The following is a 20,676-nucleotide window of genomic DNA, read 5'->3' on the forward strand; positions in this document are numbered from 1 at the left end:
TTTTTAGCCGCTAAAATCTTGCCGGGAGCGCAAGACCTTCCGAATGATGCCGGATAACTCCTCCTGATTGGCCTCGATTTTGGCCAGCACGCCCCGGATGATAACCGGCATCCGCTCCGGGGCCATCTCCTCCAACTTGGCGTCGTCGGTAAGCCATAGCTTCAACAGGCCGCCAAGGCGGCCAAGGTCGCCATTCACGCGCACCAACTCGCGCCCCTGTTCTATGTCGATCAGAGGGCGCGGCTCATGCCCTAATCCAAGGACGCGGAGATAGGTGGATGCGCTCAAGCCGGTTGCCTGCGCGGCGGCTTCGATCTCCGCTTTCTCCTCCGCGCTGCACCATATCTTGACGTGGTGCCGCTCGCGTTTGGCCTTGGGCTTGTCGTTCAACTCTCTCCCTTTCGACGCGGTAGCGGCGGGCCTCGCAGAGCAGGATTCCCGTTGAGCGCCCCCGGTGCGAATAAGGGGAGTAATGGGGGTGTCCGCGCTTGCGTGGATGCCTCCATTACCTATCCTGCCCCGTCTTCGACGTTTAGACGCCAAATAGAAACTGTTGCTGGAACGATCATATATCGTTCACCCCCGAAAATATCTAGCGCCACCCGGCCCAATCTGGCAGAAAAATAGGATATAGCGGGAGTTCATCGGATCGTAGCCGGTTTATGAACGCTTTATAGCCGATTGTGCGCCGAAAAATATCGTAGGTGGAAATGACAGACAGCGGAAAATCCTTCACGGAGCGATTGCGCGAACGGGCGGCCTCACGGGAGCCGGGGGGCAAAAACCGGAACCTCGCACAATTCCTCGCGGCTCGATCGGACATAGATGCAGCCCTTGCGGAAGGATGGCCGGTGCGCGGCATATGGGAGCTGCTGACGGAGGAAGGCCGCATTAGCTTCGGCTATGCGTGGTTCGCCAAATTCGTTCGCCGGTATCGCGCGCCAGCTACCGGGGAACCGCCCAAGGCAGCGCCAGCGCCCCCCTCCCCTTCCCGATCAGCGGCGGCCTCGGCCGACGCTGATCCGCCGCCCCGGCCCAAACCGGCGCGCTTCAATCACCCGGCCACTCCGAACAAAGAGGATTTGGTATGAGTAACGTCCACATAGTTTTGCAGGGCAAGGGAGGCGTCGGCAAATCGCTCGCCGCCTCGATGCTCGCCCAATATCTGACCAAGCGGGGGGAAAGCCCGCTCTGCATTGATACCGATCCGATCAACGCCACCCTCGCCGGGTTCCAGTCCCTCAACGTGTCCAAGGTCGAGCTGCTGGAAAACGGCGACATAAACCCGCGCAAATTCGATGCGATGATGGAAATGATCGCCGGTTCCAAGGAATCGGTGGTCATTGACAGCGGCGCGAGCAGCTACAGCGCCCTATCCTCCTATATGTTCGACAACGGCGCGCCAGACGTGATTGCCGATCTGGGCCATAAGCTCATCCTGCACACTATTATCGTGGGCGGGCAATCGCTGATCGACACGCTTCAAGGCTTCGCCTCGGTAGCCGAAGCCTTCCCCGATCCGGCTGCAATCGTCGTGTGGCTCAACCCTTATCATGGGCCTGTGGAGGCAGAGGGCAAGAGCTTTGAACAGCTCAAAGCCTACCGGGAGCTAAAGGATCGGGTCGCCGCGATCGTCACCCTTCCCGATCTGAAAAAGGAAACCTTCGGGGCGGACGTTCGGGACATGCTGGCCGCGCGCAAGACTTTTGAGGAAACGCTTGCCGATGGCGACATAGCCCTGATGCAGCGTCACCGCCTCGGCCGCGTTCGTGATGCGGTCTTTGCCGAACTCGACAAGGCTAAGGTCGTGTAATGGCCGATCACGAAAAAATCGCGGCGCTGATCGCGGAAATCTCGCGCCAGCACGGGGTCACGCTGTCCGCCGATGATCCCTTGATGATCCTCCAAACCATCAACGCGATGTTGCTGGGCGAAAGCGCCGATGCGCAGGAGGAGCAACTAAAGGCGTTCAAAAGCGAGCTGGAAGACATGAGCAATCGTTGGTCGATTGCCATCACCGACAAGGCAGAATCGGTGCTGAACGCGGCGCTGGATGCCTCGGAAGCCGCCATGAACGAGCGTATGGAGGCCGCAGCGAAGGCGATCATCAAGGAAGTGGGGGAGCATATCGGGACGGGGCTGCAAAAGCCCCTGAACGATGGCCGGGCCGTCGCTAACCGTAATCTCCTAGCGTCGGGCCTGACGCTGATCGCGGCGCTGGTAGTGTTGGCCGCTGCCCTGTTCCATCATTGACGCCAGCGAAGGCCCCTCCCCCATGTCGCGCTATCCCCCGTCTCTCGCCAATCCGCGCGCGAGCGTGCGCCCTGCCGGTTTCCGATCGTCCGCCCCGCGCTCGACCGTCTTTTCCCTGATCTGTTCCTTCTCCCGCTCCGCGCGCATGTGCAGCTCATGCAACCGGCGTGCCTGCATCAGCTCCTCGAAATCATCGACAAGTTTCGGCTCTCGATATTCGAGCTTCGCCGCTGCGATCGTCTCCACGCGCGGGCCATGAACGGCCATGCCGTCGCGGATTTCGCGCACGGCTTCCAGCCTTACCGCGATCCGCTGCACGGCCGCTTGCGCGTTGGCAATCCGCGCCTGCCATGCTTGGCGCTTGCCGGGCAGGGACAGGAAGCCGGGGGGCTGCTGCTGGATTTGCTGCAAACGGGCGGTTTGCTGCTCCATCATGCTTTCTAGGCGGTCCTCGATCTGGTTCGCCTGTTCAACCTTCTCCTCAATGACCGTCTGTAGCTGGGCGTTATAGGTTTCCTCGGTTGGCGCGGTGGCGATAGCTGCCGTTTCCTGACTATCCAGCGTGCGCGCCTCGTCTAACAGCCGGTCGGCGTCGGCCTGTGGGTCGCCCGTTCCCTCGTCCAGCGAAAACTTGTCCGGGTCTGCAATCGGCGTGTCCTGCATGGCCGTTCCTTTAGCGGCTAAAATTTCTAGCTTGCACTATATCCGATTTTCTTACCTCTCGCGCCATAAAAAAGGCCCCGCACAAGCGGGGCCTGTAAGGCTGGGCAGGGGAGGGGACTATCCTTCAAGAAGCGCAAGAAGCTGCACTTTTCCAAGATCGGCCTCGGTTTCCTCGCCGCTGTCTTCATACTTGATCCACGCCACGCCATCGCGCGAGGGCCGCTTATTCAGGATCAGACGGGCAGGGCGCTTGTTATGAGAAACCTGCACAATGGCCTTTTTCAGCTTTAGCGGGTCTTCCTCCTTCGGTTCCTTCTCCTCTCCGGCCCCGGCGTCGTCACTAGCGCCGCCGTTGCCCTCGTCGTCGCCCGATTCCTCCTCGGCCTCGCCGCTCAAGCCGGACTCAAGGAACTCCTTGAAGAGCCGCACCGATCCGCGCGTAATCTCCTGATCGGCATCGGCCAGCCAGCGCGCAACGCCCTCGCTATGCTTCTTGTGGAGGCCCACAAGGTCATAGATCAACGTCACGTCCTTGCAACGCCCGCTCTGGAACGCCTTGGCGATCGGCTCCGGCAAATCGAGCAATGCCGCGTGCTGCGTGACAAAGGCCGGGGATTTCCCGATGGCCTTGGCAATCTCGCCCTTCTTTTTCCCGTTGGCCAGCTCGCGGCCGATGTAGTCGGCAATCTCGCGGGCCGTGAGAGCGTCCCGCTGCAAATTCTCAATGACCTGATCGGCCTCGGTATAATCCGGGTCGATGAAGCCCGGAATTGTCACTTTCTCGGCCAACAGGGACGCGCGATAGCGGCGCGCGCCGTGGTTGATGAGATAGCGCCCCTCCACCTTGGGATTGGGCCGAACGGAAATAGGCGTCTTCACGCCGCGCTCCCTGATCGTCTCGGCCATTTCCGCCAGCGAATTTTCGTCAAACTGCTTGCGGGGCTGGTTCGGGTCTTCGTCAATCAGCGCCAGCTCCAATTCGAGCGGAGCGCCAGAACCGCCCTCCGGGGCCGCAGGAGAGGCTAGGAGGCTCGAAAGGTCGCCCAACCCCTCCAACCCTAGCCCCGCGTTCTGCGCGGGCTTCTGCGCGGCTTTGGTGGACGATTTGCCCGGCTTCTTGTCCTCGGTGTTGTCGGCCATCGTCAAATCTCCATCTTTTCCTGAATGTGGCGGGCCATCGCTCGCATTTCCTGCGCCGCTTTCCGCGCCGAAGTCCGTTTGATCGACCAAACCGGCACGCCCGACGCCAGCGCGTCCGCAACGCTGCTCCGGTTCCCGATCGGCGTCGGAATGACCAACTGGGGATAAGCACGGGTCAGTTCGTCAAGGTGCTGCCCGTGACGGGGATTCCGGCCATCAACCTTGCTCGGTATCATGCCAAGGAATTTCAGCGCCGGGTTCGCGCGCCGGATATTGGCGATCGTCGTCACCATCTTCTCAATGCCCTGCAAGCTGTAGGCTTCAAGCTCGATGGGCGAGGCGGCGAAGTCGGCCGATAGCAACGCCGCTGCCATTCGGACCCCAAGGGAAGGGGGGGTATCTATCAGGCACACGTCAAAGCCTTCCGCCTCGATCACGGCCAGACTGCGCTTGAACGCGCCAGCAGCCGCACCGAGATCTAGTTTCTCAAGATCGGCCAACCGCGCGTCGGCGGAAAAGACAGCGATCCCCCCGGCGTTAGCCAGGTCGAATTGTGACACGGCATCGAAAAGGCCGCTCGCCAAGGCTCCGCTATCATATTCGCCAAGGGTGAAGCTGGCATTTCCTTGGGTGTCCAAGTCAATAACTGCGACCTTCAATCCCTGTTCTTTGAAGTAATAGGCAAGATGAACGGTCGTCGAAGTTTTACCAACGCCGCCTTTCTGGTTCGCTATGACAAGTGTTTTCATCGTTTGGCGTCCAATCTTTCCACCGCCTCGCGCTGCCATTGCCGCACAAGGAAGGCTTTATGTTTCGGTAAAATCGCCGTCACACGCTCGAAACCTTCGGGAACCTCGCTATGCGCGTTCCAAATCCGGTTGACCGCCAGACAAACGGCATTGCGGGACACGCCTTCGCGCTTCGCCACGGCCGATTGGGCCTCGCCGTCCACCAGAACGGCGCGCGCCATGTCGAGCGGACGCGCCGCGATATTGAGCCGTCCAGCAGCTTGCTCAAAGGCCGACGCGCTCAAGCGTTTATCCATTGCACCTGCCGCGATTCTTCTCGCGGTATAGCTTCGGCTCATAGACGCCGAGGAAGATGTAGAGGGCGATATAGACCGCATAATAGGCGAGGAACTGCCAACCGGCATGAACATCCGGCGTGTTCCAATACCAGAGCATCCGGCAGAACTGCCAGAAGACGACAAGCGGGATGATGAAGCGCGCGACGGTCCAGATCAGGACTCCGAACGTCCAGACGGCCGCAATGACGTAATCCACGCGGTTGCCCTCCCATGCGGGTGGAGGATTGGGAAGCCGCATGACCGCAAAACGTGCGGGCAGCGGGGGAATTTTCGCCTTCATCGGAATACTCCGGTTTCGACCTTGGCGGGTTGCCCGGTCACAACCGATATAATGACAGCATCCCGAACCGTGTCAAGCCCCCGTAAAGTCTGAACGGCAATAATTTTAGCCGCTAAAATCGTCGTTCTGGTGTTCCCAAATATTTCCCAAGCCCGCAGCCGCGCACAACAGCGCCCATGCCGAATAGGGAATCTGATCGTCGCCGCCCGTCCAGCGCCGAATAACGCGGGTATTGCTCAAGCCTAGAAACTTGGACGCGCTGCCCCCTGTCATGTCCGCTGCTTTGAGGACCGCCCTTACCTCATCCGGCGTCGGCTGCTGCCACCCCTGATCGGCGGGCAATAGGCAATCTGGCCGAACATCAATCATGCGCGCGTCTGTTCCTTCGCTGGCGTTGCTCCTCATGGCGGCCGAATGAGGAATATGCCCGATAGGCAGGGAAGGGAAGGGGGGCACGCTGCCCCCCTGTGGCGCTAGTCGAGCGCGGCACCGATCGGCCCCGCTTCCGAATGTTGGGCGGCATAGGCAGATGCCCACGCATAGAGCTGGGCAAATTGATCCTCGCCGTATTTTTCGTGCATATGCCCCAGCATGAACAGGGTGGCTATAAGGCCCGCCGCGTCGGCCGAAACGTCGCCAGAGAAGCCGTTGCCGTCCCATTCCAGACGATATTGGGGCTGATCGCCGGGGGCCATGTAGAACCCGCCGTTCGATAGGGTGTAGAAATGCCAATATGCGCCCGTGTAGTCGGCGGATAGCTTGGACATATAGCCATAGGTGACGGCCTCGACCTCGATCATGCGCGCCAGCCCGAACAGCCGGGGCAGGCACATAATCCGGTCTTCTTCGCCAACCAGCACGGCGGCAATTCTCTCTCTGTTGCTCATCGGACTTCTCCGGTTTCGACCTTGGCACCATAGCCCGGCCATATCCGATATATTGGAAGTTTCCCGGTTGCTGTCAAGTTACGCTCGCCCGCCATGAAAATCTTTTAGCCGCTAAAATGGCCTCCATCGCAAGGCATATTTGGTCGCTGCCCCGCAGTTTTACAGAGTGCCGCTATCCGCGCCCCGAATGGACACGCATGTCAGCTCCCCAAATCGGAGCCTTACCCCCTTTTTGGTGTTCAAACAGTCTCAATTAAGCGTTGCGCGACTAGCGCAACTCCTCATCACCTTAGATAAATAAACTCAAGGGGAGGTTCAGAACCATTATGAGACTCACGGCTAGGCAACAACGCCATCACGGGCGCAAATGCCGTTCCATAGGCTGATTAGGGCCTCCGCTGTGGCCTTGCATGTCGTCGTCTCCCGTATGTAATCGGCCTTGCTCAACCGGGAGAGCATCCAAGCCTCATCTTCAAGCCGGTCCTGTAGGCGCTGGGCCTCGTCGTCGGGCACCGGGGCAGGGCGCTTGCGCCGGTCGAGCAATTCGAGAAGCATCCTCGGCAATTCCACCCGATAGGCATTGGAGGTCTGCTCTGATCGCGCCCCGTCCTCTGTGACGGTGTGGACGTAGCGCCGCAGGCGCGCCAGCAAGCCGATGCTGGTAAGGGCGTTCAAGGCCCTTGCGACGGTGGCCCTAGAGACGGTCGCCCATTCGGCTATCATTTCATAGCTGGGCACCACGTTGCCCCTGAAACGCTCCTCCATCCGCAACAGGGCTTGATACACCCGGATCGTGGAATTGGTGATGCTCATGCAATAGTGCTCGAACTGCGTTATCTCGCGCGGCTCGCGACGCAGCTCCGCGCGCAGGGCGCGGCCCTTTTCAAACGCCAGATTGATCGCACGCCAGCATCCCTTGCGCGTCTTGGTGTCTCGCGCCGCGAGGAAGCCCTTTTCTACGTCGCTCCCGGCTTCCTTGCTGCCGCCGCGCACGCGGGCCTTGGTGATGTGCTTCCCGCCCCGGCTACGGTCGCCATAGGCTCGGCCGAAAAGCTGCTGGGTCAGCTCCCCGATCGCCAGCGGCCCTTTTCTTCTGGTGTCACTCATCGTCGTCCCTCCTTTGCGAAGGGCCGGGAGACAGGCAAAAAAATCCCGTTGCGCGAATCAAGCGCCCTTGAACCGAAGTCCGAAAACCGCTAAGTGGGAAATTGTCTGTAGGTTCAGTGTTGGCGCACTGTCCCACTAAGCGGTTTTGAGGGTGCCCGGCTTCGAGCCGGGCATTTTCTTATCCACTCACGGCCAGAAACTCCTGTTGCAGAAACATATCGTCCCCGATCCGCTCTAGGATCGCGTTGATTGCAGCCTCGCGGGACGTGAATCCCTTGCTGGCTTTCACCCTCTCCACGATCTCGACGGCTTTAGGGGACAAGGCCAAACTCATGCGCTTAAAGCCCTGCTCGCTCTGTGCCTTGGCGCGTTTGCGCTGGGACAGCGTGGAGGGTTTGAGTTGCGTATGATTCGCCATAATGCCCCGGCTTAAAGGACATTAAAGGTTCTGGCAATTCAGTGCTGAAAAAATATGCTGGCGACTGAAAGACATATATAGAAAAGCGGTCTGCGTTTACGTCGAAGTCCGCAGTTCAAGAGCATCAACGAGTGGCTTCTTGGGCCTACCAACTGAAAGAATCGAAGCTATAGCCTTACATTATCGAGCTACGCGCTACAGCCGTAATTTTCAAAATTGGTCGCCGCGATCTGATCGGCAATTAGCATCTTGGGGCCTGCGCTCGATCCTGCGAGCATTTACGGAATGGACGCCAAAGAGAATTACGCGGAAGCCTGATCTTGTCTCTCGCGCGTCACTTTCTTCTTTCAATCCGTTCGCTGCCACCCGTTATGCGCGCTCGCGCGCTCGGCCCGGCTCGTCCAAAAATGATGCTATAAACAATCATATTCGGCGTCATACCGCTTCCTTTCTCGCGCGCTCCGGCATATCCTCCGCAGCTACCCGGAATTTTAGCGGCTAAAACCAACCCCCTTGCGGAAGAAAGAAACCGAACCTGTGTATCGGAAGGTTCTCGCGATTAACATTAACCGCTTCTTGGCCTTAAGACGGCTCAAGAAAAAAGACCTCGCGGAGAACGCGGGGCTGTCTGTGTCCTTCGTATCTGACGTTACAGCCGGTAAGGGAAACCCGTCGCTCGAAACAATCGCCGCCATCGCAAATGCTCTGGAAGTCCCGCTCGTCGCGCTACTGGAACCGCCGCCTATCGGCACCGATGGCTGGGACGCCAGCCTAGCTGATACCTTATCAAAAGAAGATAAAAAGCTGGGGCTTCCTCCCGGTTATAAGCGCGTTTCCGCTATCGTCACGGATCATCAAGCGTTTCAGATAGCACAATGGCACAAGGCTGCCCACGCTAAGTTGCGTCGGTCCTGACAATCCCCCCAATCTGAACCTAATTCTTTGCAATCGTTCTGGTTGCCTCCATGAAAATTCCGGTATATCCCTTGCGTCCATTTTGTTTTGGCAGGGACGGTGCTTCATGGAGGCCAAGGGGGAACCCGCTCAAGATACGGTAAAAGAGCGTGCGAAGGAGATGCTTCGCCGCTCCATGCAACCGCTTATGTTGGATGCGCTTGCCGACCCCAAGACCGTTGAGCTGATCCTGAACGCCGATGGCAAGCTATGGCTGGAACGCCTTGGCGAACGCATGATCTGCATCGGTAAGGTCGCCCCAAGCCGGGCCGAGGCGATCATCAAGGCGGTCGCTGGCTATCATAACAAGGAAGTGACGCGGGCCTCCCCGGTTCTGGAAGGCGAGTTTCCTATAGATGGCTCGCGCTTCGCCGGACAGATGCCCCCGGTCGTGCCCGCGCCGACCTTCGCCATCCGAAAACGCGCCGTGGCGATCTTTACCCTCGAACAATATGTGGAGGGCGGGATTATGACGGCAGAGCAATGCAGCCTCATCCATGAGGCTATCCGCGCGCACCGCAACATTCTGGTGATTGGCGGCACCGGCAGCGGCAAAACAACGCTAGTGAATGCCATTATCAACGGGATGGTGGACGCGGACCCGACCGAACGGCTCGTAATCATTGAAGATACCGGCGAGATTCAATGCGCCGCTGAAAACTACGTCCAGTTCCACACGTCCCCGCAAATCACCATGACGGCGCTGCTCAAAACCACGCTGCGGATGCGGCCCGATCGTATCCTAGTGGGCGAGGTGCGCGGCCCGGAAGCCCTCGACCTGCTCATGGCGTGGAACACCGGCCACGAGGGCGGAGCGGCCACGCTGCACGCCAACAACGCCGAAGCGGGCCTTAGCAGGCTCCAAATGCTCATCAGTATGCACCCCGATTCACCACGGCCGATTGAGCCGCTGATTGGTGATGCGGTGCATTTGATCGTCCACATCGCGCGCACGCCAGAGGGTCGCCGCATTGAAAGCCTGCTGGAAGTCGGGGGCTTCGTGGATGGGAAATACATTTTGCGCAAACTGTGAAGGAGCATGACATATGACGTTGTTTTGGAATGACGCCGCCGCCCGCCGTAAGGCGCTCATATGGGGTATGCTGGGGCTGGCGCTCGTCATGCTCCTGCTCTGGCCTCACGCGGCTTGGGCCTCGGATACCACGGGCGGCCTGCCTTACGAATCCTATCTGACCAAGGTGCGCCAGTCGATGACCGGCACCGTCGGTTATACCTTCGCCCTCGTCGGCATCGTCGTTGCCGGTGGTGTCCTGATCTTCGGCGGCGATCTCAACGGCTTTGTGCGAACGCTGTTGCTGATCGTCCTCGTCGCCTCGATGCTCGTCGGCGCTAACTCGGTCCTGTCCTCCATCACGGGCGGCGGTGCGGTGATTACCGGCACCGCTTCGCCCGCGCTGGCAGGCTAAAGGGGAGGGCCGGTCAACATGGCTCTGCGATCAGTGCCTATTCGCCGCTCTGGCGTCCGCAACAATCTGTTTTTGGGTGGGGACCGCGAGCTGGTCATGCTCACGGGCCTAGCGTCGATGGCGCTGATCGTTCCGGCCATCAATTCCTTGAAGGCGTGGGCCGCTGGCCTGCTGATCTGGTTTGCAGGCGTGTGGGCCTGTCGTCTCATGGCGAAATCGGACCCGCTGATGCGGTTCGTTTACATGCGGCACCGCACCTATCGCCCCTACTACCCGGCTCACTCCACGCCCTTCCGCAAGAACGGCCGCCTGCAATTCCGCCGCTACCGGCAACCGGGGAAGAAAAAATGATCCAGACAATCGCTGTCGTCATAGCGATCTTCGGGGCGGCCCTGCTCGCGGTCCTCGCCTTTGCGTCCTTCGCCAACGCGGCCGAACGCAAGCTGGCCCGGTATCGCTCCAAGGATGAAGGGCTTGCCGATCTGCTCAACTATGGGGCGATGGTCGATGATGGCGTAATCGTCGGCAAGAACGGCTCGTTCATGGCCGCGTGGATTTATAAGGGCGACGATAACGCCAGCTCCACCGACCGCCAGCGCGATATGGTCAGCTTTCGGATCAACCAAGCTCTCGCCGGGCTGGGCAATGGCTGGATGATCCACGTTGACGCGCCGCGCCGCCCTGCTGCCGCCTACTCGGCTGCGGGTCTGTCACATTTTCCTGACCCGGTGACGGACGCCATAGATCAGGAAAGGCGCGAATTATTCCAGTCCCTCGGCACCATGTATGAGGGCTATTTCGTCATTACCGCGACCTATTTCCCTCCGGTCATAGCGGAGCAAAAGTTTGTCGAGCTGATGTTTGACGACGATCGGGAGCGGCCGAACAACAAGCAACGCACGGCCGACCTGGTTGAACGCTTCAAGCGCGAAATCACCACATTTGAAAGCCGTCTGTCCTCGGCCGTGAAGCTGACCCGCCTTCGCGCTCACAAGGTCGAAAATGAGGACGGCTCGACCGTGACGCACGACGACTTTTTGCGGTGGCTGCAATTCTGCATCACCGGCAAAAATCAGCCGGTCGTGCTGCCCTCGAACCCGATGTATCTCGATTCCATCATCGGCGGTGTCGAAATGTGGACGGGCGTAATCCCGCGCATCGGCAACAAGTTCGTCCAGACGGTAGCGATCGAAGGTTTCCCGATGGAATCGACGCCGGGCATCCTCTCGGCGCTGGGCGAGCTGCCGATTGAATATCGCTGGTCCACGCGGTTCATATTTATGGACCTCCATGAAGCTGTGAAACACCTTGAGGATTTCCGCAAAAAGTGGCGGCAAAAGGTTCGCGGCTTCTTCGATCAGGTTTTCCAGACCAACAGCGGCAAGATAGATCAGGACGCCCTTTCGATGGTGGCCGATGCCGATAATGCGCTGGAGGAAGTCAACTCCGGCCTTATTGCACAAGGATACTATACCGGCGTCGTCGTCCTGACGGACGAAAGCCGCGATAAGGTAGAACAGGCCGCGCGCCAGCTTGAAAAGGCTATCAACGCACTCGGTTTCGCGGCCCGTATCGAGACGGTGAACAACCTAGAGGCGTTCTTGGGCACGCTGCCGGGGCATGGCGTCGAAAACGTCCGCCGCCCGATCATCAACACCATGAACCTAGCCGACCTGATGCCGACCAGCTCGATATGGACCGGCCTCGATCATGCGCCGTGCCCGATGTATCCGCCCAGCTCGCCCCCGCTCATGTCTGGCGTCACCAACGGCTCCACGCCGTTCCGGCTCAATCTCCACGTCCGCGACGTGGGGCATAGCTTCATCTTCGGCCCCACGGGCGCAGGCAAGTCAACGCTGCTCGGCCTGCTCGCCGCCCAGCTCCGCCGCTATCCCGGCATGTCCATTTTCGCGTTCGACAAGGGCCTGTCGCTCTACCCGCTGGCGAAGGCGGTGGGCGGGGCGCATTTCACTGTCGCCGGGGATGACGAAAAGCTCGCCTTCTGCCCGCTCCAATTCCTCGAAACCAAGTCCGATCGCGCATGGGCAATGGATTGGATCGACACAATCCTAGCCCTCAACGGCGTGGCGACCACGCCCGCGCAACGCAACGAAATCGGCAACGCCATCGTCAACATGCACGCCAGCGGGGGCAAAACCCTCTCTGAATTTGTGGTCACGATTCAGGATGAAACGGTGCGCGAGGCGATCCGCACCTACACGGTGGACGGCTCTATGGGCCATCTTCTCGATGCGGAACATGACGGCCTGAGCCTGTCGGAATTTACCGTGTTTGAAGTCGAGGAGCTGATGAACCTCGGTGAAAAATACGCGCTGCCGGTCCTCCTCTATCTTTTCCGGCGTATCGAGCGATCTTTGAAGGGCCAGCCTGCCGCGATCATCCTTGATGAAGCATGGATTATGCTGGGGCATCCCGCCTTCCGGGCCAAAATCCGCGAATGGCTCCGGGTGCTGCGCAAGTCCAACTGCCTTGTTCTCATGGCAACGCAAAGCCTGTCTGACGCCGCAAATTCGGGCATCCTTGACGTTATCGTGGAGTCCACCGCGACCAAGATTTTCCTGCCGAACGTCTATGCGCGCGATGACGATACCGCCCAACTCTACAGACGCATGGGCCTCAATACACGCCAGATTGAAATCTTGGCGACGGCCATCCCCAAGCGCCAATATTACTATCTCTCGGAACAGGGGCGGCGGCTCTTTGAGCTGGCGCTAGGCCCCGTGGCCCTGTCCTTCGTCGGCGCGACCGACAAGGAATCCATCGCCACCATTAAGGCCCTTGAAGCGGCCTATGGCCCGGCATGGGTCAACGAGTGGCTGGCCATCCGTGGCGTCGAATCCACCATCAATATCGGCCGCGCGGCGGCGGCCCCCTATACCTCGGAGAAGCTGCATGAGTCTGTTTGACAAGCTGCGGGGGCGGCGAGCTGCGGAAAGCGCCCCGGTTGATCCCAACCCCTACCTGAACGCGCGGCGGCAATGGAATGAGCATGTGGGCGGCATCGCTGCCTCGCGGCGCTTGTGGCAGACTATGGCAATCCTTTCGATGCTGATCGTCCTCGCCGCTGTCGGCGGCATCATAGCGATTGGCAGTCAGTCGAAATTCATCCCTTACGTGGTCCGCGTGGACTCGCTGGGGGACGCGATAGCGACCCAGCGGGCCGATGTGGCTTCGCCGGTCGATGCGCGCGTGGTGCAAGCGCAAGTCGGCTCCTTCATCCAGTCGGCCCGCATGGTGACGGCTGACGTTGAACTCCAAAAGCAAGCCATTTTCCGGGTCTATGGGATGCTCGCGCCGAACGATCCGGCGTTGGCAAAGATGACCGACTATCTCAACGGCAATCCCGACAATACGCCTTTCGCCCGCGCGGCGCGGGAAACCGTGTCGGTCGAAATCGCCTCGGTAATTCAGCAAACCAAGACCTCTTGGCAGGTCGATTGGACCGAGACGGAGCGCGATCGGCAAGGCCAGCCTATCCAGCCTCCGGCGAAAATGCGCGCGCTCGTCACGATCCGCGTTGCGCCGCCCAGCTCGGCCACCACGGAGGAACAAATTAAGCAAAACCCCTTGGGCGTGTTCGTCCAAGATTTCTCTTGGTCGCGCACACTCTGATGGGAGGGACAATCAACATGAAGAAGATCGCCTATTTCGCCGCCGCCCTCGCGGCGCTGCCTTCGATCGCGTCCGCGCAGGACGGCCCGCCGCTTCCCGACGACATGCCGCCCGCGAACGCGCCCATGCCTGCCGGTGGAGGGGCGCAAGTAGATCCCAATGCCTATATCAGCCCGCGCAATCCGAACCTGACGCGCACCCAGCGCGAGGGTCTGTCGATCGCGCGGCGCTGGCAGGCGGAAAGCGCCGAAGGCATCAAGCCGGTGCCGGGCACCGAAGGCGCGGTATTGTTCGCCTTCGGCACCTCCGAACCCTCCGTGGTCTGTGCTGTGCTGCAAATCTGCGATGTGCAGTTGCAGCCGGGCGAGAACATCAATTCGGTCAACGTGGGCGATAGCGCCCGCTGGCTGATCGAACCGGCCGTTTCCAATTCCGGGCCGAACGAAACCCAGCATCTTATCATCAAGCCGCTCGATGCGAACTTGAATACAACGCTGATCGTGACGACCGATCGCCGCACCTACCATATCCGGTTGGTGTCGCACCGGACGCAATTCATGTCGCGGGTGGCGTTCACCTATCCCGATGAAGCGCAAGCCAAATGGGCCGCTTTCCGCGCTCGATCGGACACGGCGCGCGCCGAAAACACGATGGCGGTGCCCGATGGCGCGCGCGGGACGGGCAGGGGAGGGAGCGAATATCTCTCCAATCTCGATTTCCACTATAGCGTTGACGGCCGCGCACGCTGGAAGCCCGTCCGGGTTTACAATGATGGCGTCAAAACCATCATCGAAATGCCGCACGCGATGGAGCAGACGGAAGCGCCATCGCTGCTGATCGTCCGGGCCGGGGGCAGCGTCTCCAAGGCGGCTGATACCTCCATCGTCAATTACCGGCTCCAAGATGGCCGCTACATTGTCGATCAGATTTTTGACCAAGCGGTCCTCATCTCCGGTGTCGGCAAGCGCCAAGAGCGCGTCACCATCACAAGGGGGGGCTGATCGTGCGCGGTGCGATTTTTGTATCAGTGGCTTTCCTGCTTACGAGCTGCGCGGGCGTTTCGCACCGGGACAGCTTCGCCGTTCCGGCTCCTCCCGATCAGGCCCAAGCCCTCGTTGACGATTCCGTGGCGGAGCTGGTGAAACTCTACCCGCCTGCGATTAGCCGGGTGCTGATCCCGACTACCGGGGGCGGGGCCTATGGTGACGGCTTGCGCTCCTCGATGCGCCAAGCAGGCTATGCGGTGATTGAGGCGGGCAAGGGCGTGAAGCCCGATCCTGCGGCCACGCCGTTGCGCTATTACGTCGATCAGCCAATTGCCGATTCCTACCGCGTGACGCTGCGGGTCGGCGCGCAAACTTTCTCCCGCATCTATGGCGTGGATGAAAAGGGTATCTACCCGTCTGCCGGGTGGGCGCTCGATCTGACCGGCGCAACGCCGGAGCTGATCGAACGGGCGAACCGGCCCGTAGCGCCTGCCGCACCTCCTCCCGTTCCGTCGCCCGTCGCCAGCACGCAACCCGGCTTCGGCGGCAATGGAACAGAGGCCGGAACGTGGTCTGTCAGCCTGACGGGCTTCTCCTCCGAAAGCGCAGCACGCGCCTATTGGCGCGCGACGGCGCGCCTTCGCCCTTCGTGGGCGAGCGTGACGCCGCGCTTTGTCCAAAACGGACGCTCTCACGGCATCCAATTCGGACAGTTTCAATCCAGCGCGACGGCGCGCGCCAAGTGCAAGGGCATCCGTGCCGCGCGCTGTGGCGTCGTCAAGGCCGGGTAAGGGGATAGGTTTATGTCTGATGCTGATAGCATGTCGCCGGAAGCCTCGCCGGGCGGTGCAGCGGACGGGAACAGCGGGCGCTTGGTGACGGGAGTTCGCAGGGTCAATAATGCGCCGCTGCTGATCGTCCTCGGCATTGTGGCGCTGTTCATCGCCATCGTGGTGTCGATTATGATTGATCGCTCCTCGGACAATGCAGCGACCAAGGTTCAACCGGCTGTCGGTCAAAGCTCGGCCGATGTTGCGAACAAGGTTGCGGGGACCGCTCCAAGCGGTGCTGCGGAAGTCATGGCGAACGCGCCCCCGCTGCCGCCTGCCGATGGCATCCCGGTCGCGCCGGTCGATCCCAATGCGCCGCCAACCGTCACCGCCTCGCCAGCGCAACCCAACGGCCCCACGGCGGCCGATCTGCGCCGGGCACGCATGGAAGCGATACGCGAAGCACGCCTTGCCCAATTTGGCAGCGCCGTGCGCTCTCCTACCGCCCTGAAATGGCAGGACGGCCGCAATGGGGCATCCTCTGGCGCTGGCGGCATGAGTGGCGGCGCTGATCCGGCAACCCAGCTCGTCGCCCTGCAACAGCAAATGGCCGCTGCAATGGCGCAGGGCCGCCAGCCCTCGGCCTCCGACATTGCCACCCTTACGGCCCTGTCAAACCAAGTGGCCGGGGGAGGAGCCGGAGCCGGGCAGGGTGCCGCCAATGCCCGCCCGCCTGCCAACTATGGCCAGTTCGCCAACAATGCGGGTGGCAATCGCTGGGCCTCGAACAGCCAAGTAGAAGCGCCCTCCCGCTACCAGCTCCGCGCGGGCTTCGTAATTCCCGGCACGCTGATCTCCGGCATCAACTCGCAAATACCGGGGCAGATTGTCGCGCAAGTTTCCCAAAACGTGTTCGATACCGCGACGGGCCGCTATCTCCTGATCCCGCAAGGCTCCCGCCTTGTCGGCGCGTATGATTCCAACCCGGTCTTTGGGCAGACGCGCGCGCTCATCGCGTGGCAACGGATCATCTTTCCTGACGGCAAGGCGATCGACCTTGGCGCTATGCCGGGGTCGGACAGCGCGGGCTATGCCGGGTTCCATGACCAAGTGAACGCGCATTGGTTCCGTATCTTCGGCTCCGCTCTGCTCATGTCTGGTGTGACCGCTGGCGTAACCCTTAGTCAGCCGCAAACCGGCCTCAACGCCAATGGCACCATGTCCGCCAGCCAAGCCCTTAGCCAAGCTCTCGGCCAGCAGCTCGGACAGACCACGGCGATGATGATTGAGCGCAATCTGAACATATCGCCCACGCTGATTATCCGGCCCGGCTTCCGCTTCAATGTGGTCGTCGTGAAAGACCTCACATTTTCAAAGCCTTACCGCTCATTCGATTATTGACGCCAGATGAAAGGGAGCAAGCAAAATGAAGTCTCGAATTTTAGCCGCTAAAATTTCTTTGGCGATCACTCTCGCGCTGGCGGCCCCGTCCGCCAATGCGCAAATCTCGGTTATCGACGTTGCGAACGTCCGCCAGACAACCGTTTCCGCGCTGCAAAACGTCGCCACGGTGGCGAAGCAAATCCAGCAGTATCAGACGCAGCTACAGCAATACCAAAATATGATTCAGAACACGGTCGGCGCGCCGGTCCAGCTCTGGCAGCAGGCTACGCAAACGATCGACAGCCTCCAAGGGCAGGTCAATCAAATCAGCTCGTTCGCTCGTCAAGCTGGCGACGTGAACACCTACATGAATCAATTCAAAAATCCGTCTTACTATCAGACCAATGCTTGCACGTTCGGGAACTGCACGGCGGCGCAGCGCGCGGCGGCTCTGTCCGCTACTCGCGCCCGCACGACAAGCCAGATGGCCGCAAATGCCGACGCTATGAACGGCATCAACAGCGCCATGACAACGCTTGCGTCTGACGGCCAGCGCCTCGACCAGTTGCAGGCCAATGCCACGGGTGCGAGCGGGCAAATGCAAGCCCTGTCCTACGCCAATCAATTTGCGGCCCAACAAGCCAGTGAGTTGCAGAAAATTCGCGGCGTCCTGCTCGCGCAAAGCGCCGCGCTGACGGCTCAATCGCAATATCAGCTCGATCGCGATGCTGCGGCAACAGAGGCATCGGCCGCAATGCGGAAAACCAAACCGACGCCGATCGGAACCTATCAGAATTAAGGAAAGCCCATGCCGAAATTGCGTCAACTTATCGCCGCGTCCTGCTGCACCGCTACACTTCTTCTCGCGGCCTGCGGCAAGTCCGAGTCCGAACCGAAAACGATGCTCTATTACTCTCAACACCTAGACGAAGCCCGCGAGAAGGTCGCCCGATGCAAATCCGGCGTCGAAACCGACGCGGAGTGCCAAGAAGCGGGCAGCGCACTAGCGCACGAAACCAAGCCGACGCCGATCGGAACCTATCAGAATTGAGGATAGCACTATGAAGGCTCTGGCTCGCCTACACCTGTCCGCCTTGGGGGTGGCGCTCACGCTCGCCGCGACTCCCGCCTATGCGCAATCGCAAGGTATGCTCGATAATGTTCTGAACAAATATAAGAGCATGGCGGCGGCGTGGGCGAGCGTCTTCACAATGCACGCGACAATTCTATTCGGCACACTAGCGGCGGTCAGCCTCATTTGGACGTTCGGGGTAATGGCGTTGCGCCGCGCCGATCTTGGCGAATTTGCTTCGGAAGCAATTCGCTTCGCCATCTTCTGCGGCTTCTTCTGGTGGCTGCTCATCAACGGCCCGGCGATCGGCTTGGCGATCATTGAAGGGCTGCGCTCGTTGGGTGCGCAGGCATCCGGCCTGCCTAACAATCTCGCGCCATCGGGTATTGTGGACATTGGTTTCGACATTTTCCGCCAAGCTGTCGAAGCGTCCAGCGTCCTAACTCCGGTCGATTCCGCTCTTTCTATCTTGGTTTCGCTGGGCATCCTGATTGTTTTGGCTCTCGTCGGCGTGAATATGCTGCTGCTGTTGGCCTCCGGCTATGTCCTCGCCTATGCCGGGGTTATCTTTTTGGGCTTCGGCGGCGCGCGGTGGACCAGCGATATTGCGCTGAACTATTTCAAAACGGTGGTCGCGGTGGGCGCGTCCCTGATGACGATGGTTCTTATCGTCGGCGTCGGCAAAACCTTCCTTGACCAATATTATGCCGCAACGGGCGAGGGTTCGTCTCTCCAAGATTTAGGGACCATGCTTGTCTTCGCGGTCGTCCTTCTGGCGCTCGTAAACAAGGTTCCCGCGATGGTCGGGGGCGTTATAAGCGGCGGCTCGATCCACGCGGCGGGCGGTATCGGAGCCTTTGGGGCAGGGGCCGCGCTGGGTGCTGCCGGGATGGCCGCTGGGGCGGCGGCCACGGGTGGGGCTATGATCGCTGCTGGCGCGATGAACGCTGCGGGTGGAGCCAGCGCGATCAAGGCCGCCTTCGCTGCCGCTGGTGGGAGCGGTGGTGAAGGCGGCCAAACCGGCATGGGAGGCGGGCAACCGCTTTCGTCGGCGGGCGACATGCCGGGAGGCGGCGATAACGGCGGCGGCGGTGGCGGTGGGGGCGGCGGCACGCCCCTTAGCGTCGCTATGGGCGGCGATGGCGGTTCCCCCCCGGCCAATGACAACAGCGGCCTTCAAGGCGGCTCGGAAGCCGCCAGCGCGGGCGGCGGCACGGCTGCAAGCGCCGCTGCGGGTAGCGAGGCGGCCGATCGTGAAGACGGCAACGGCGGCGGCGCTGCCGGTGGCTCGCCTGCGGGGGAGGGGGAGGCCAGCTCCGCCAGCTCGCAAGGTGAAGGCGCGCCCGAAAGTGGCGACACTGGCGGCACGCAACGCACCGGCCTTAGCCGTGCGGCGAAAACCGCAAGCATCCTCGGCGGCGCTGCCGCTGGTATGGCGGTGGGCGCTTTGAAAGAGCGGGTGGGAAATACGGTGGGCGGCCGACTGGCGGCCAATATCCGCGCGTCGGCCGCCTCGGCATCGTCGGGAAGTGAAACGCTCGCTCCCGCGACCGGCGCGGGCAGTCCCGCCAGCTCGTCCGATTCATCGCCACCCCCCACGGCGCAATTCGCGGGCGATACCATTTCGGCCGCCCGTGATGCGGGCGACATGGAGACGCCAGAGGATGAAGTTGCGGCCTTCGTCCAGAGAAGGGGGGACAGCTAATCATGGCCGCTGATCTGCCTCCGGTTGTCATAGAAGAACGGGTGCAATGCTCGATCGCGGCGGCGCTGCGCTATAACATTCCGGCGAACGTCATGCTGGCGGTCGCGGAACAAGAGAACGGTCGGCCCGGCGCGCGCGTCCAGAACACCAATAACACCGCCGATCTTGGCTCGATGCAGCTCAATTCCAGCTATATTCAATCGCTGGCACGCTACGGCATCCGGCCCGAATATGTGCTTGCGGCGGGGTGCTATCCCTACAACCTCGCTGCATGGCGTATCAGAAACCATATCCGGGATGACAAGGGCGACCTGTGGACGCGGGTTGCCAATTATCATTCCCGAACGCCGGTCCATAATGCCCGCTATCGGGCGCTGATTATGGCGAAAGGTGCGCGCTGGGAGGCGTGGCTTTCCTCGCGCTATAATACCTACAGCGTGAACGGCATCCCGGTAAGCGGCGGCGCTCCTGCTGCGCGATCGGCCTCGATCCCGCTCACGATCACGGCGGCCGACGCGACGGGCGGGGGCCAGCTCGCGGCGCAACCGGCGATCGTCCAGCCCCAAGGCAGCGCCGACGCCTCGGCGGGCTATGTCGCCTCGATCTTGGCCGCTGCGTTCAATGCTCGCATAACCGATACGTGGCGGGCGCTGGAAGCCAATTACGGGGCCGCCAACAGCTTTCACAAATATGGGCAGGCGGTGGATTTCGTGCCGCGTGCCGGGCTGCACACGATCACGCGCGAGCAAATCCGCGCCGTGATGGCGCAACATGGTATTCGCGTGGCGGAGCTGCTGGGGCCGGGGGACCGGGGCCATGCCGATCATTGGCATCTGGCTTTCTATACCGGCGATCAGACTCGGCCGCTCGATCGCGCTCAAATTGTCGTCGCCAGAGCGGAACGCGGGGTA

General features: G+C 60.9%; 26 protein-coding genes. 16 read left to right on the forward strand and 10 right to left on the reverse strand.

Translation table 11 applies throughout. The features are described 5' to 3' along the window. Positions 1-3 precede the first annotated feature (3 nt). Positions 4-390, reverse strand: a complete 387-nt coding sequence (locus tag SX1_RS16860) for a plasmid mobilization protein (RefSeq protein ID WP_006954189.1) — start codon at positions 388-390, stop codon at positions 4-6. A 320-nt stretch (positions 391-710) separates the two neighbouring features. Here SX1_RS16860 and SX1_RS25060 point away from each other — a divergent pair, with 320 nt between their 5' ends. The 3 genes from SX1_RS25060 to traM are packed head-to-tail and all read left to right on the forward strand — an operon-like array spanning position 711 to position 2,253. Further along, positions 711-1,091 (forward strand): TraK family protein, encoded by a 381-nt coding sequence (locus tag SX1_RS25060; protein WP_158011146.1) that lies wholly within the window; start codon positions 711-713, stop codon positions 1,089-1,091. After that, positions 1,088-1,813, forward strand: a complete 726-nt coding sequence (locus tag SX1_RS16870; protein ID WP_026149851.1) for a nucleotide-binding protein — start codon at positions 1,088-1,090, stop codon at positions 1,811-1,813. The genes SX1_RS25060 and SX1_RS16870 overlap by 4 nt, the downstream gene beginning before the upstream one ends. Next, a complete protein-coding gene (traM, locus tag SX1_RS16875; protein ID WP_019053940.1) occupies positions 1,813-2,253 on the forward strand; it encodes a conjugal transfer transcriptional regulator TraM in 441 nt (146 codons plus the stop codon). The genes SX1_RS16870 and traM overlap by 1 nt, the downstream gene beginning before the upstream one ends. Before the next feature lie 30 nt (positions 2,254-2,283). On the opposite strand, the gene SX1_RS16880 is transcribed toward traM, so the two are convergent. From SX1_RS16880 to SX1_RS22840, 9 genes are all read right to left on the reverse strand, one after another. After that, a complete protein-coding gene (locus SX1_RS16880) occupies positions 2,284-2,916 on the reverse strand; it encodes an IncP plasmid survival protein KfrC family protein (RefSeq protein WP_019053941.1) in 633 nt (210 codons plus the stop codon). A gap of 117 nt (positions 2,917-3,033) precedes the next feature. Further along, on the reverse strand, positions 3,034-4,056 hold the full coding sequence (locus SX1_RS16885) for a ParB/RepB/Spo0J family partition protein (protein WP_019053942.1): 1,023 nt from the start codon (positions 4,054-4,056) through the stop codon (positions 3,034-3,036). A gap of 2 nt (positions 4,057-4,058) precedes the next feature. Continuing rightward, positions 4,059-4,805 (reverse strand): ParA family protein, encoded by a 747-nt coding sequence (locus SX1_RS16890; RefSeq protein WP_019053943.1) that lies wholly within the window; start codon positions 4,803-4,805, stop codon positions 4,059-4,061. After that, complete coding sequence (locus SX1_RS16895; protein WP_006954199.1) at positions 4,802-5,089, reverse strand: TrfB-related DNA-binding protein; 288 nt, start codon at positions 5,087-5,089, stop codon at positions 4,802-4,804. The genes SX1_RS16890 and SX1_RS16895 overlap by 4 nt, the downstream gene beginning before the upstream one ends. Positions 5,090-5,093: 4 nt before the next feature. Then, positions 5,094-5,423, reverse strand: a complete 330-nt coding sequence (gene kleE, locus SX1_RS16900) for a KleE stable inheritance protein (RefSeq protein WP_019053945.1) — start codon at positions 5,421-5,423, stop codon at positions 5,094-5,096. Positions 5,424-5,528: 105 nt separating this feature from the next. Continuing rightward, a complete protein-coding gene (locus tag SX1_RS16905; protein ID WP_006954203.1) occupies positions 5,529-5,792 on the reverse strand; it encodes a hypothetical protein in 264 nt (87 codons plus the stop codon). Positions 5,793-5,896: 104 nt separating this feature from the next. Next, positions 5,897-6,310 (reverse strand): antirestriction protein, encoded by a 414-nt coding sequence (locus SX1_RS16910; protein ID WP_006954205.1) that lies wholly within the window; start codon positions 6,308-6,310, stop codon positions 5,897-5,899. A 339-nt stretch (positions 6,311-6,649) separates the two neighbouring features. After that, positions 6,650-7,417 carry a GntR family transcriptional regulator gene (locus SX1_RS16915; protein WP_006954207.1) on the reverse strand — a complete coding sequence of 256 codons (768 nt, stop codon included), beginning with the start codon at positions 7,415-7,417 and terminating at the stop codon, positions 6,650-6,652. Positions 7,418-7,595: 178 nt separating this feature from the next. Next, a complete protein-coding gene (locus tag SX1_RS22840; protein ID WP_019053948.1) occupies positions 7,596-7,835 on the reverse strand; it encodes a hypothetical protein in 240 nt (79 codons plus the stop codon). 513 nt (positions 7,836-8,348) lie between these two features. On the opposite strand from SX1_RS22840, the gene SX1_RS16930 reads away from it, so the two are divergent. The 13 genes from SX1_RS16930 to SX1_RS22855 all read left to right on the forward strand — a co-directional run. Continuing rightward, positions 8,349-8,750, forward strand: a complete 402-nt coding sequence (locus tag SX1_RS16930; protein WP_019053950.1) for a helix-turn-helix domain-containing protein — start codon at positions 8,349-8,351, stop codon at positions 8,748-8,750. A 106-nt stretch (positions 8,751-8,856) separates the two neighbouring features. Next, positions 8,857-9,822: a P-type conjugative transfer ATPase TrbB gene (trbB, locus tag SX1_RS16935; protein WP_026149853.1), complete on the forward strand. Its 966-nt coding sequence runs from the start codon at positions 8,857-8,859 to the stop codon at positions 9,820-9,822. Between the two features lie 13 nt (positions 9,823-9,835). Further along, positions 9,836-10,216 (forward strand): TrbC/VirB2 family protein, encoded by a 381-nt coding sequence (locus tag SX1_RS16940; RefSeq protein WP_006964400.1) that lies wholly within the window; start codon positions 9,836-9,838, stop codon positions 10,214-10,216. A gap of 18 nt (positions 10,217-10,234) precedes the next feature. After that, positions 10,235-10,567 carry a conjugal transfer protein TrbD gene (locus tag SX1_RS16945; RefSeq protein ID WP_026149854.1) on the forward strand — a complete coding sequence of 111 codons (333 nt, stop codon included), beginning with the start codon at positions 10,235-10,237 and terminating at the stop codon, positions 10,565-10,567. Beyond that, the gene (locus SX1_RS16950) at positions 10,564-13,143 is read left to right on the forward strand and encodes a VirB4 family type IV secretion/conjugal transfer ATPase (protein ID WP_019053952.1); all 2,580 of its coding nucleotides are present in this window, start codon (positions 10,564-10,566) and stop codon (positions 13,141-13,143) included. The genes SX1_RS16945 and SX1_RS16950 overlap by 4 nt, the downstream gene beginning before the upstream one ends. Then, complete coding sequence (locus tag SX1_RS16955) at positions 13,130-13,849, forward strand: VirB8/TrbF family protein (protein ID WP_006964394.1); 720 nt, start codon at positions 13,130-13,132, stop codon at positions 13,847-13,849. Before SX1_RS16950 ends, SX1_RS16955 begins: the two co-directional genes overlap by 14 nt. 17 nt (positions 13,850-13,866) lie before the next feature. After that, positions 13,867-14,850, forward strand: coding sequence for a P-type conjugative transfer protein TrbG (gene trbG / locus SX1_RS16960; RefSeq protein WP_006964392.1), 984 nt, complete (start codon positions 13,867-13,869; stop codon positions 14,848-14,850). A gap of 2 nt (positions 14,851-14,852) precedes the next feature. Beyond that, positions 14,853-15,626, forward strand: coding sequence for a conjugal transfer lipoprotein TrbH (locus tag SX1_RS22845; protein WP_019053953.1), 774 nt, complete (start codon positions 14,853-14,855; stop codon positions 15,624-15,626). Between the two features lie 12 nt (positions 15,627-15,638). Further along, positions 15,639-17,006 carry a TrbI/VirB10 family protein gene (locus SX1_RS16970; RefSeq protein WP_026149855.1) on the forward strand — a complete coding sequence of 456 codons (1,368 nt, stop codon included), beginning with the start codon at positions 15,639-15,641 and terminating at the stop codon, positions 17,004-17,006. A 25-nt stretch (positions 17,007-17,031) separates the two neighbouring features. Beyond that, positions 17,032-17,787 (forward strand): P-type conjugative transfer protein TrbJ, encoded by a 756-nt coding sequence (trbJ, locus tag SX1_RS16975; protein ID WP_022675885.1) that lies wholly within the window; start codon positions 17,032-17,034, stop codon positions 17,785-17,787. A 9-nt stretch (positions 17,788-17,796) separates the two neighbouring features. Next, positions 17,797-18,039, forward strand: a complete 243-nt coding sequence (locus SX1_RS22850) for an EexN family lipoprotein (protein ID WP_019053956.1) — start codon at positions 17,797-17,799, stop codon at positions 18,037-18,039. 10 nt (positions 18,040-18,049) lie between these two features. Further along, positions 18,050-19,765 carry a P-type conjugative transfer protein TrbL gene (gene trbL / locus SX1_RS16985; protein ID WP_026149856.1) on the forward strand — a complete coding sequence of 572 codons (1,716 nt, stop codon included), beginning with the start codon at positions 18,050-18,052 and terminating at the stop codon, positions 19,763-19,765. Between the two features lie 2 nt (positions 19,766-19,767). Then, positions 19,768-20,676: transglycosylase SLT domain-containing protein (locus SX1_RS22855; protein ID WP_019053958.1), on the forward strand; the 909-nt coding region annotated here is incomplete at its 3' end.

The sequence above is a fragment of the Sphingobium xenophagum NBRC 107872 genome (assembly GCF_000367345.1).
GTDB lineage: Bacteria > Pseudomonadota > Alphaproteobacteria > Sphingomonadales > Sphingomonadaceae > Sphingobium > Sphingobium xenophagum.

What these genes read in the sequence shown, in the direction of transcription:
- SX1_RS25060 (WP_158011146.1), top strand. Translation starts at nt 711, where the DNA reads ATGACAGACAGCGGAAAATCCTTCACGGAGCGATTGCGCGAACGGGCG.
- SX1_RS16870 (WP_026149851.1), top strand. Translation starts at nt 1,088, where the DNA reads ATGAGTAACGTCCACATAGTTTTGCAGGGCAAGGGAGGCGTCGGCAAA.
- traM (WP_019053940.1), top strand. Translation starts at nt 1,813, where the DNA reads ATGGCCGATCACGAAAAAATCGCGGCGCTGATCGCGGAAATCTCGCGC.
- SX1_RS16880 (WP_019053941.1), bottom strand. Translation starts at nt 2,916, where the DNA reads ATGCAGGACACGCCGATTGCAGACCCGGACAAGTTTTCGCTGGACGAG.
- SX1_RS16885 (WP_019053942.1), bottom strand. Translation starts at nt 4,056, where the DNA reads ATGGCCGACAACACCGAGGACAAGAAGCCGGGCAAATCGTCCACCAAA.
- SX1_RS16890 (WP_019053943.1), bottom strand. Translation starts at nt 4,805, where the DNA reads ATGAAAACACTTGTCATAGCGAACCAGAAAGGCGGCGTTGGTAAAACT.
- kleE (WP_019053945.1), bottom strand. Translation starts at nt 5,423, where the DNA reads ATGAAGGCGAAAATTCCCCCGCTGCCCGCACGTTTTGCGGTCATGCGG.
- SX1_RS16905 (WP_006954203.1), bottom strand. Translation starts at nt 5,792, where the DNA reads ATGATTGATGTTCGGCCAGATTGCCTATTGCCCGCCGATCAGGGGTGG.
- SX1_RS16910 (WP_006954205.1), bottom strand. Translation starts at nt 6,310, where the DNA reads ATGAGCAACAGAGAGAGAATTGCCGCCGTGCTGGTTGGCGAAGAAGAC.
- SX1_RS16915 (WP_006954207.1), bottom strand. Translation starts at nt 7,417, where the DNA reads ATGAGTGACACCAGAAGAAAAGGGCCGCTGGCGATCGGGGAGCTGACC.
- SX1_RS22840 (WP_019053948.1), bottom strand. Translation starts at nt 7,835, where the DNA reads ATGGCGAATCATACGCAACTCAAACCCTCCACGCTGTCCCAGCGCAAA.
- trbB (WP_026149853.1), top strand. Translation starts at nt 8,857, where the DNA reads ATGGAGGCCAAGGGGGAACCCGCTCAAGATACGGTAAAAGAGCGTGCG.
- SX1_RS16940 (WP_006964400.1), top strand. Translation starts at nt 9,836, where the DNA reads ATGACGTTGTTTTGGAATGACGCCGCCGCCCGCCGTAAGGCGCTCATA.
- SX1_RS16945 (WP_026149854.1), top strand. Translation starts at nt 10,235, where the DNA reads ATGGCTCTGCGATCAGTGCCTATTCGCCGCTCTGGCGTCCGCAACAAT.
- SX1_RS16950 (WP_019053952.1), top strand. Translation starts at nt 10,564, where the DNA reads ATGATCCAGACAATCGCTGTCGTCATAGCGATCTTCGGGGCGGCCCTG.
- SX1_RS16955 (WP_006964394.1), top strand. Translation starts at nt 13,130, where the DNA reads ATGAGTCTGTTTGACAAGCTGCGGGGGCGGCGAGCTGCGGAAAGCGCC.
- trbG (WP_006964392.1), top strand. Translation starts at nt 13,867, where the DNA reads ATGAAGAAGATCGCCTATTTCGCCGCCGCCCTCGCGGCGCTGCCTTCG.
- SX1_RS16970 (WP_026149855.1), top strand. Translation starts at nt 15,639, where the DNA reads ATGTCTGATGCTGATAGCATGTCGCCGGAAGCCTCGCCGGGCGGTGCA.
- trbJ (WP_022675885.1), top strand. Translation starts at nt 17,032, where the DNA reads ATGAAGTCTCGAATTTTAGCCGCTAAAATTTCTTTGGCGATCACTCTC.
- SX1_RS22850 (WP_019053956.1), top strand. Translation starts at nt 17,797, where the DNA reads ATGCCGAAATTGCGTCAACTTATCGCCGCGTCCTGCTGCACCGCTACA.
- trbL (WP_026149856.1), top strand. Translation starts at nt 18,050, where the DNA reads ATGAAGGCTCTGGCTCGCCTACACCTGTCCGCCTTGGGGGTGGCGCTC.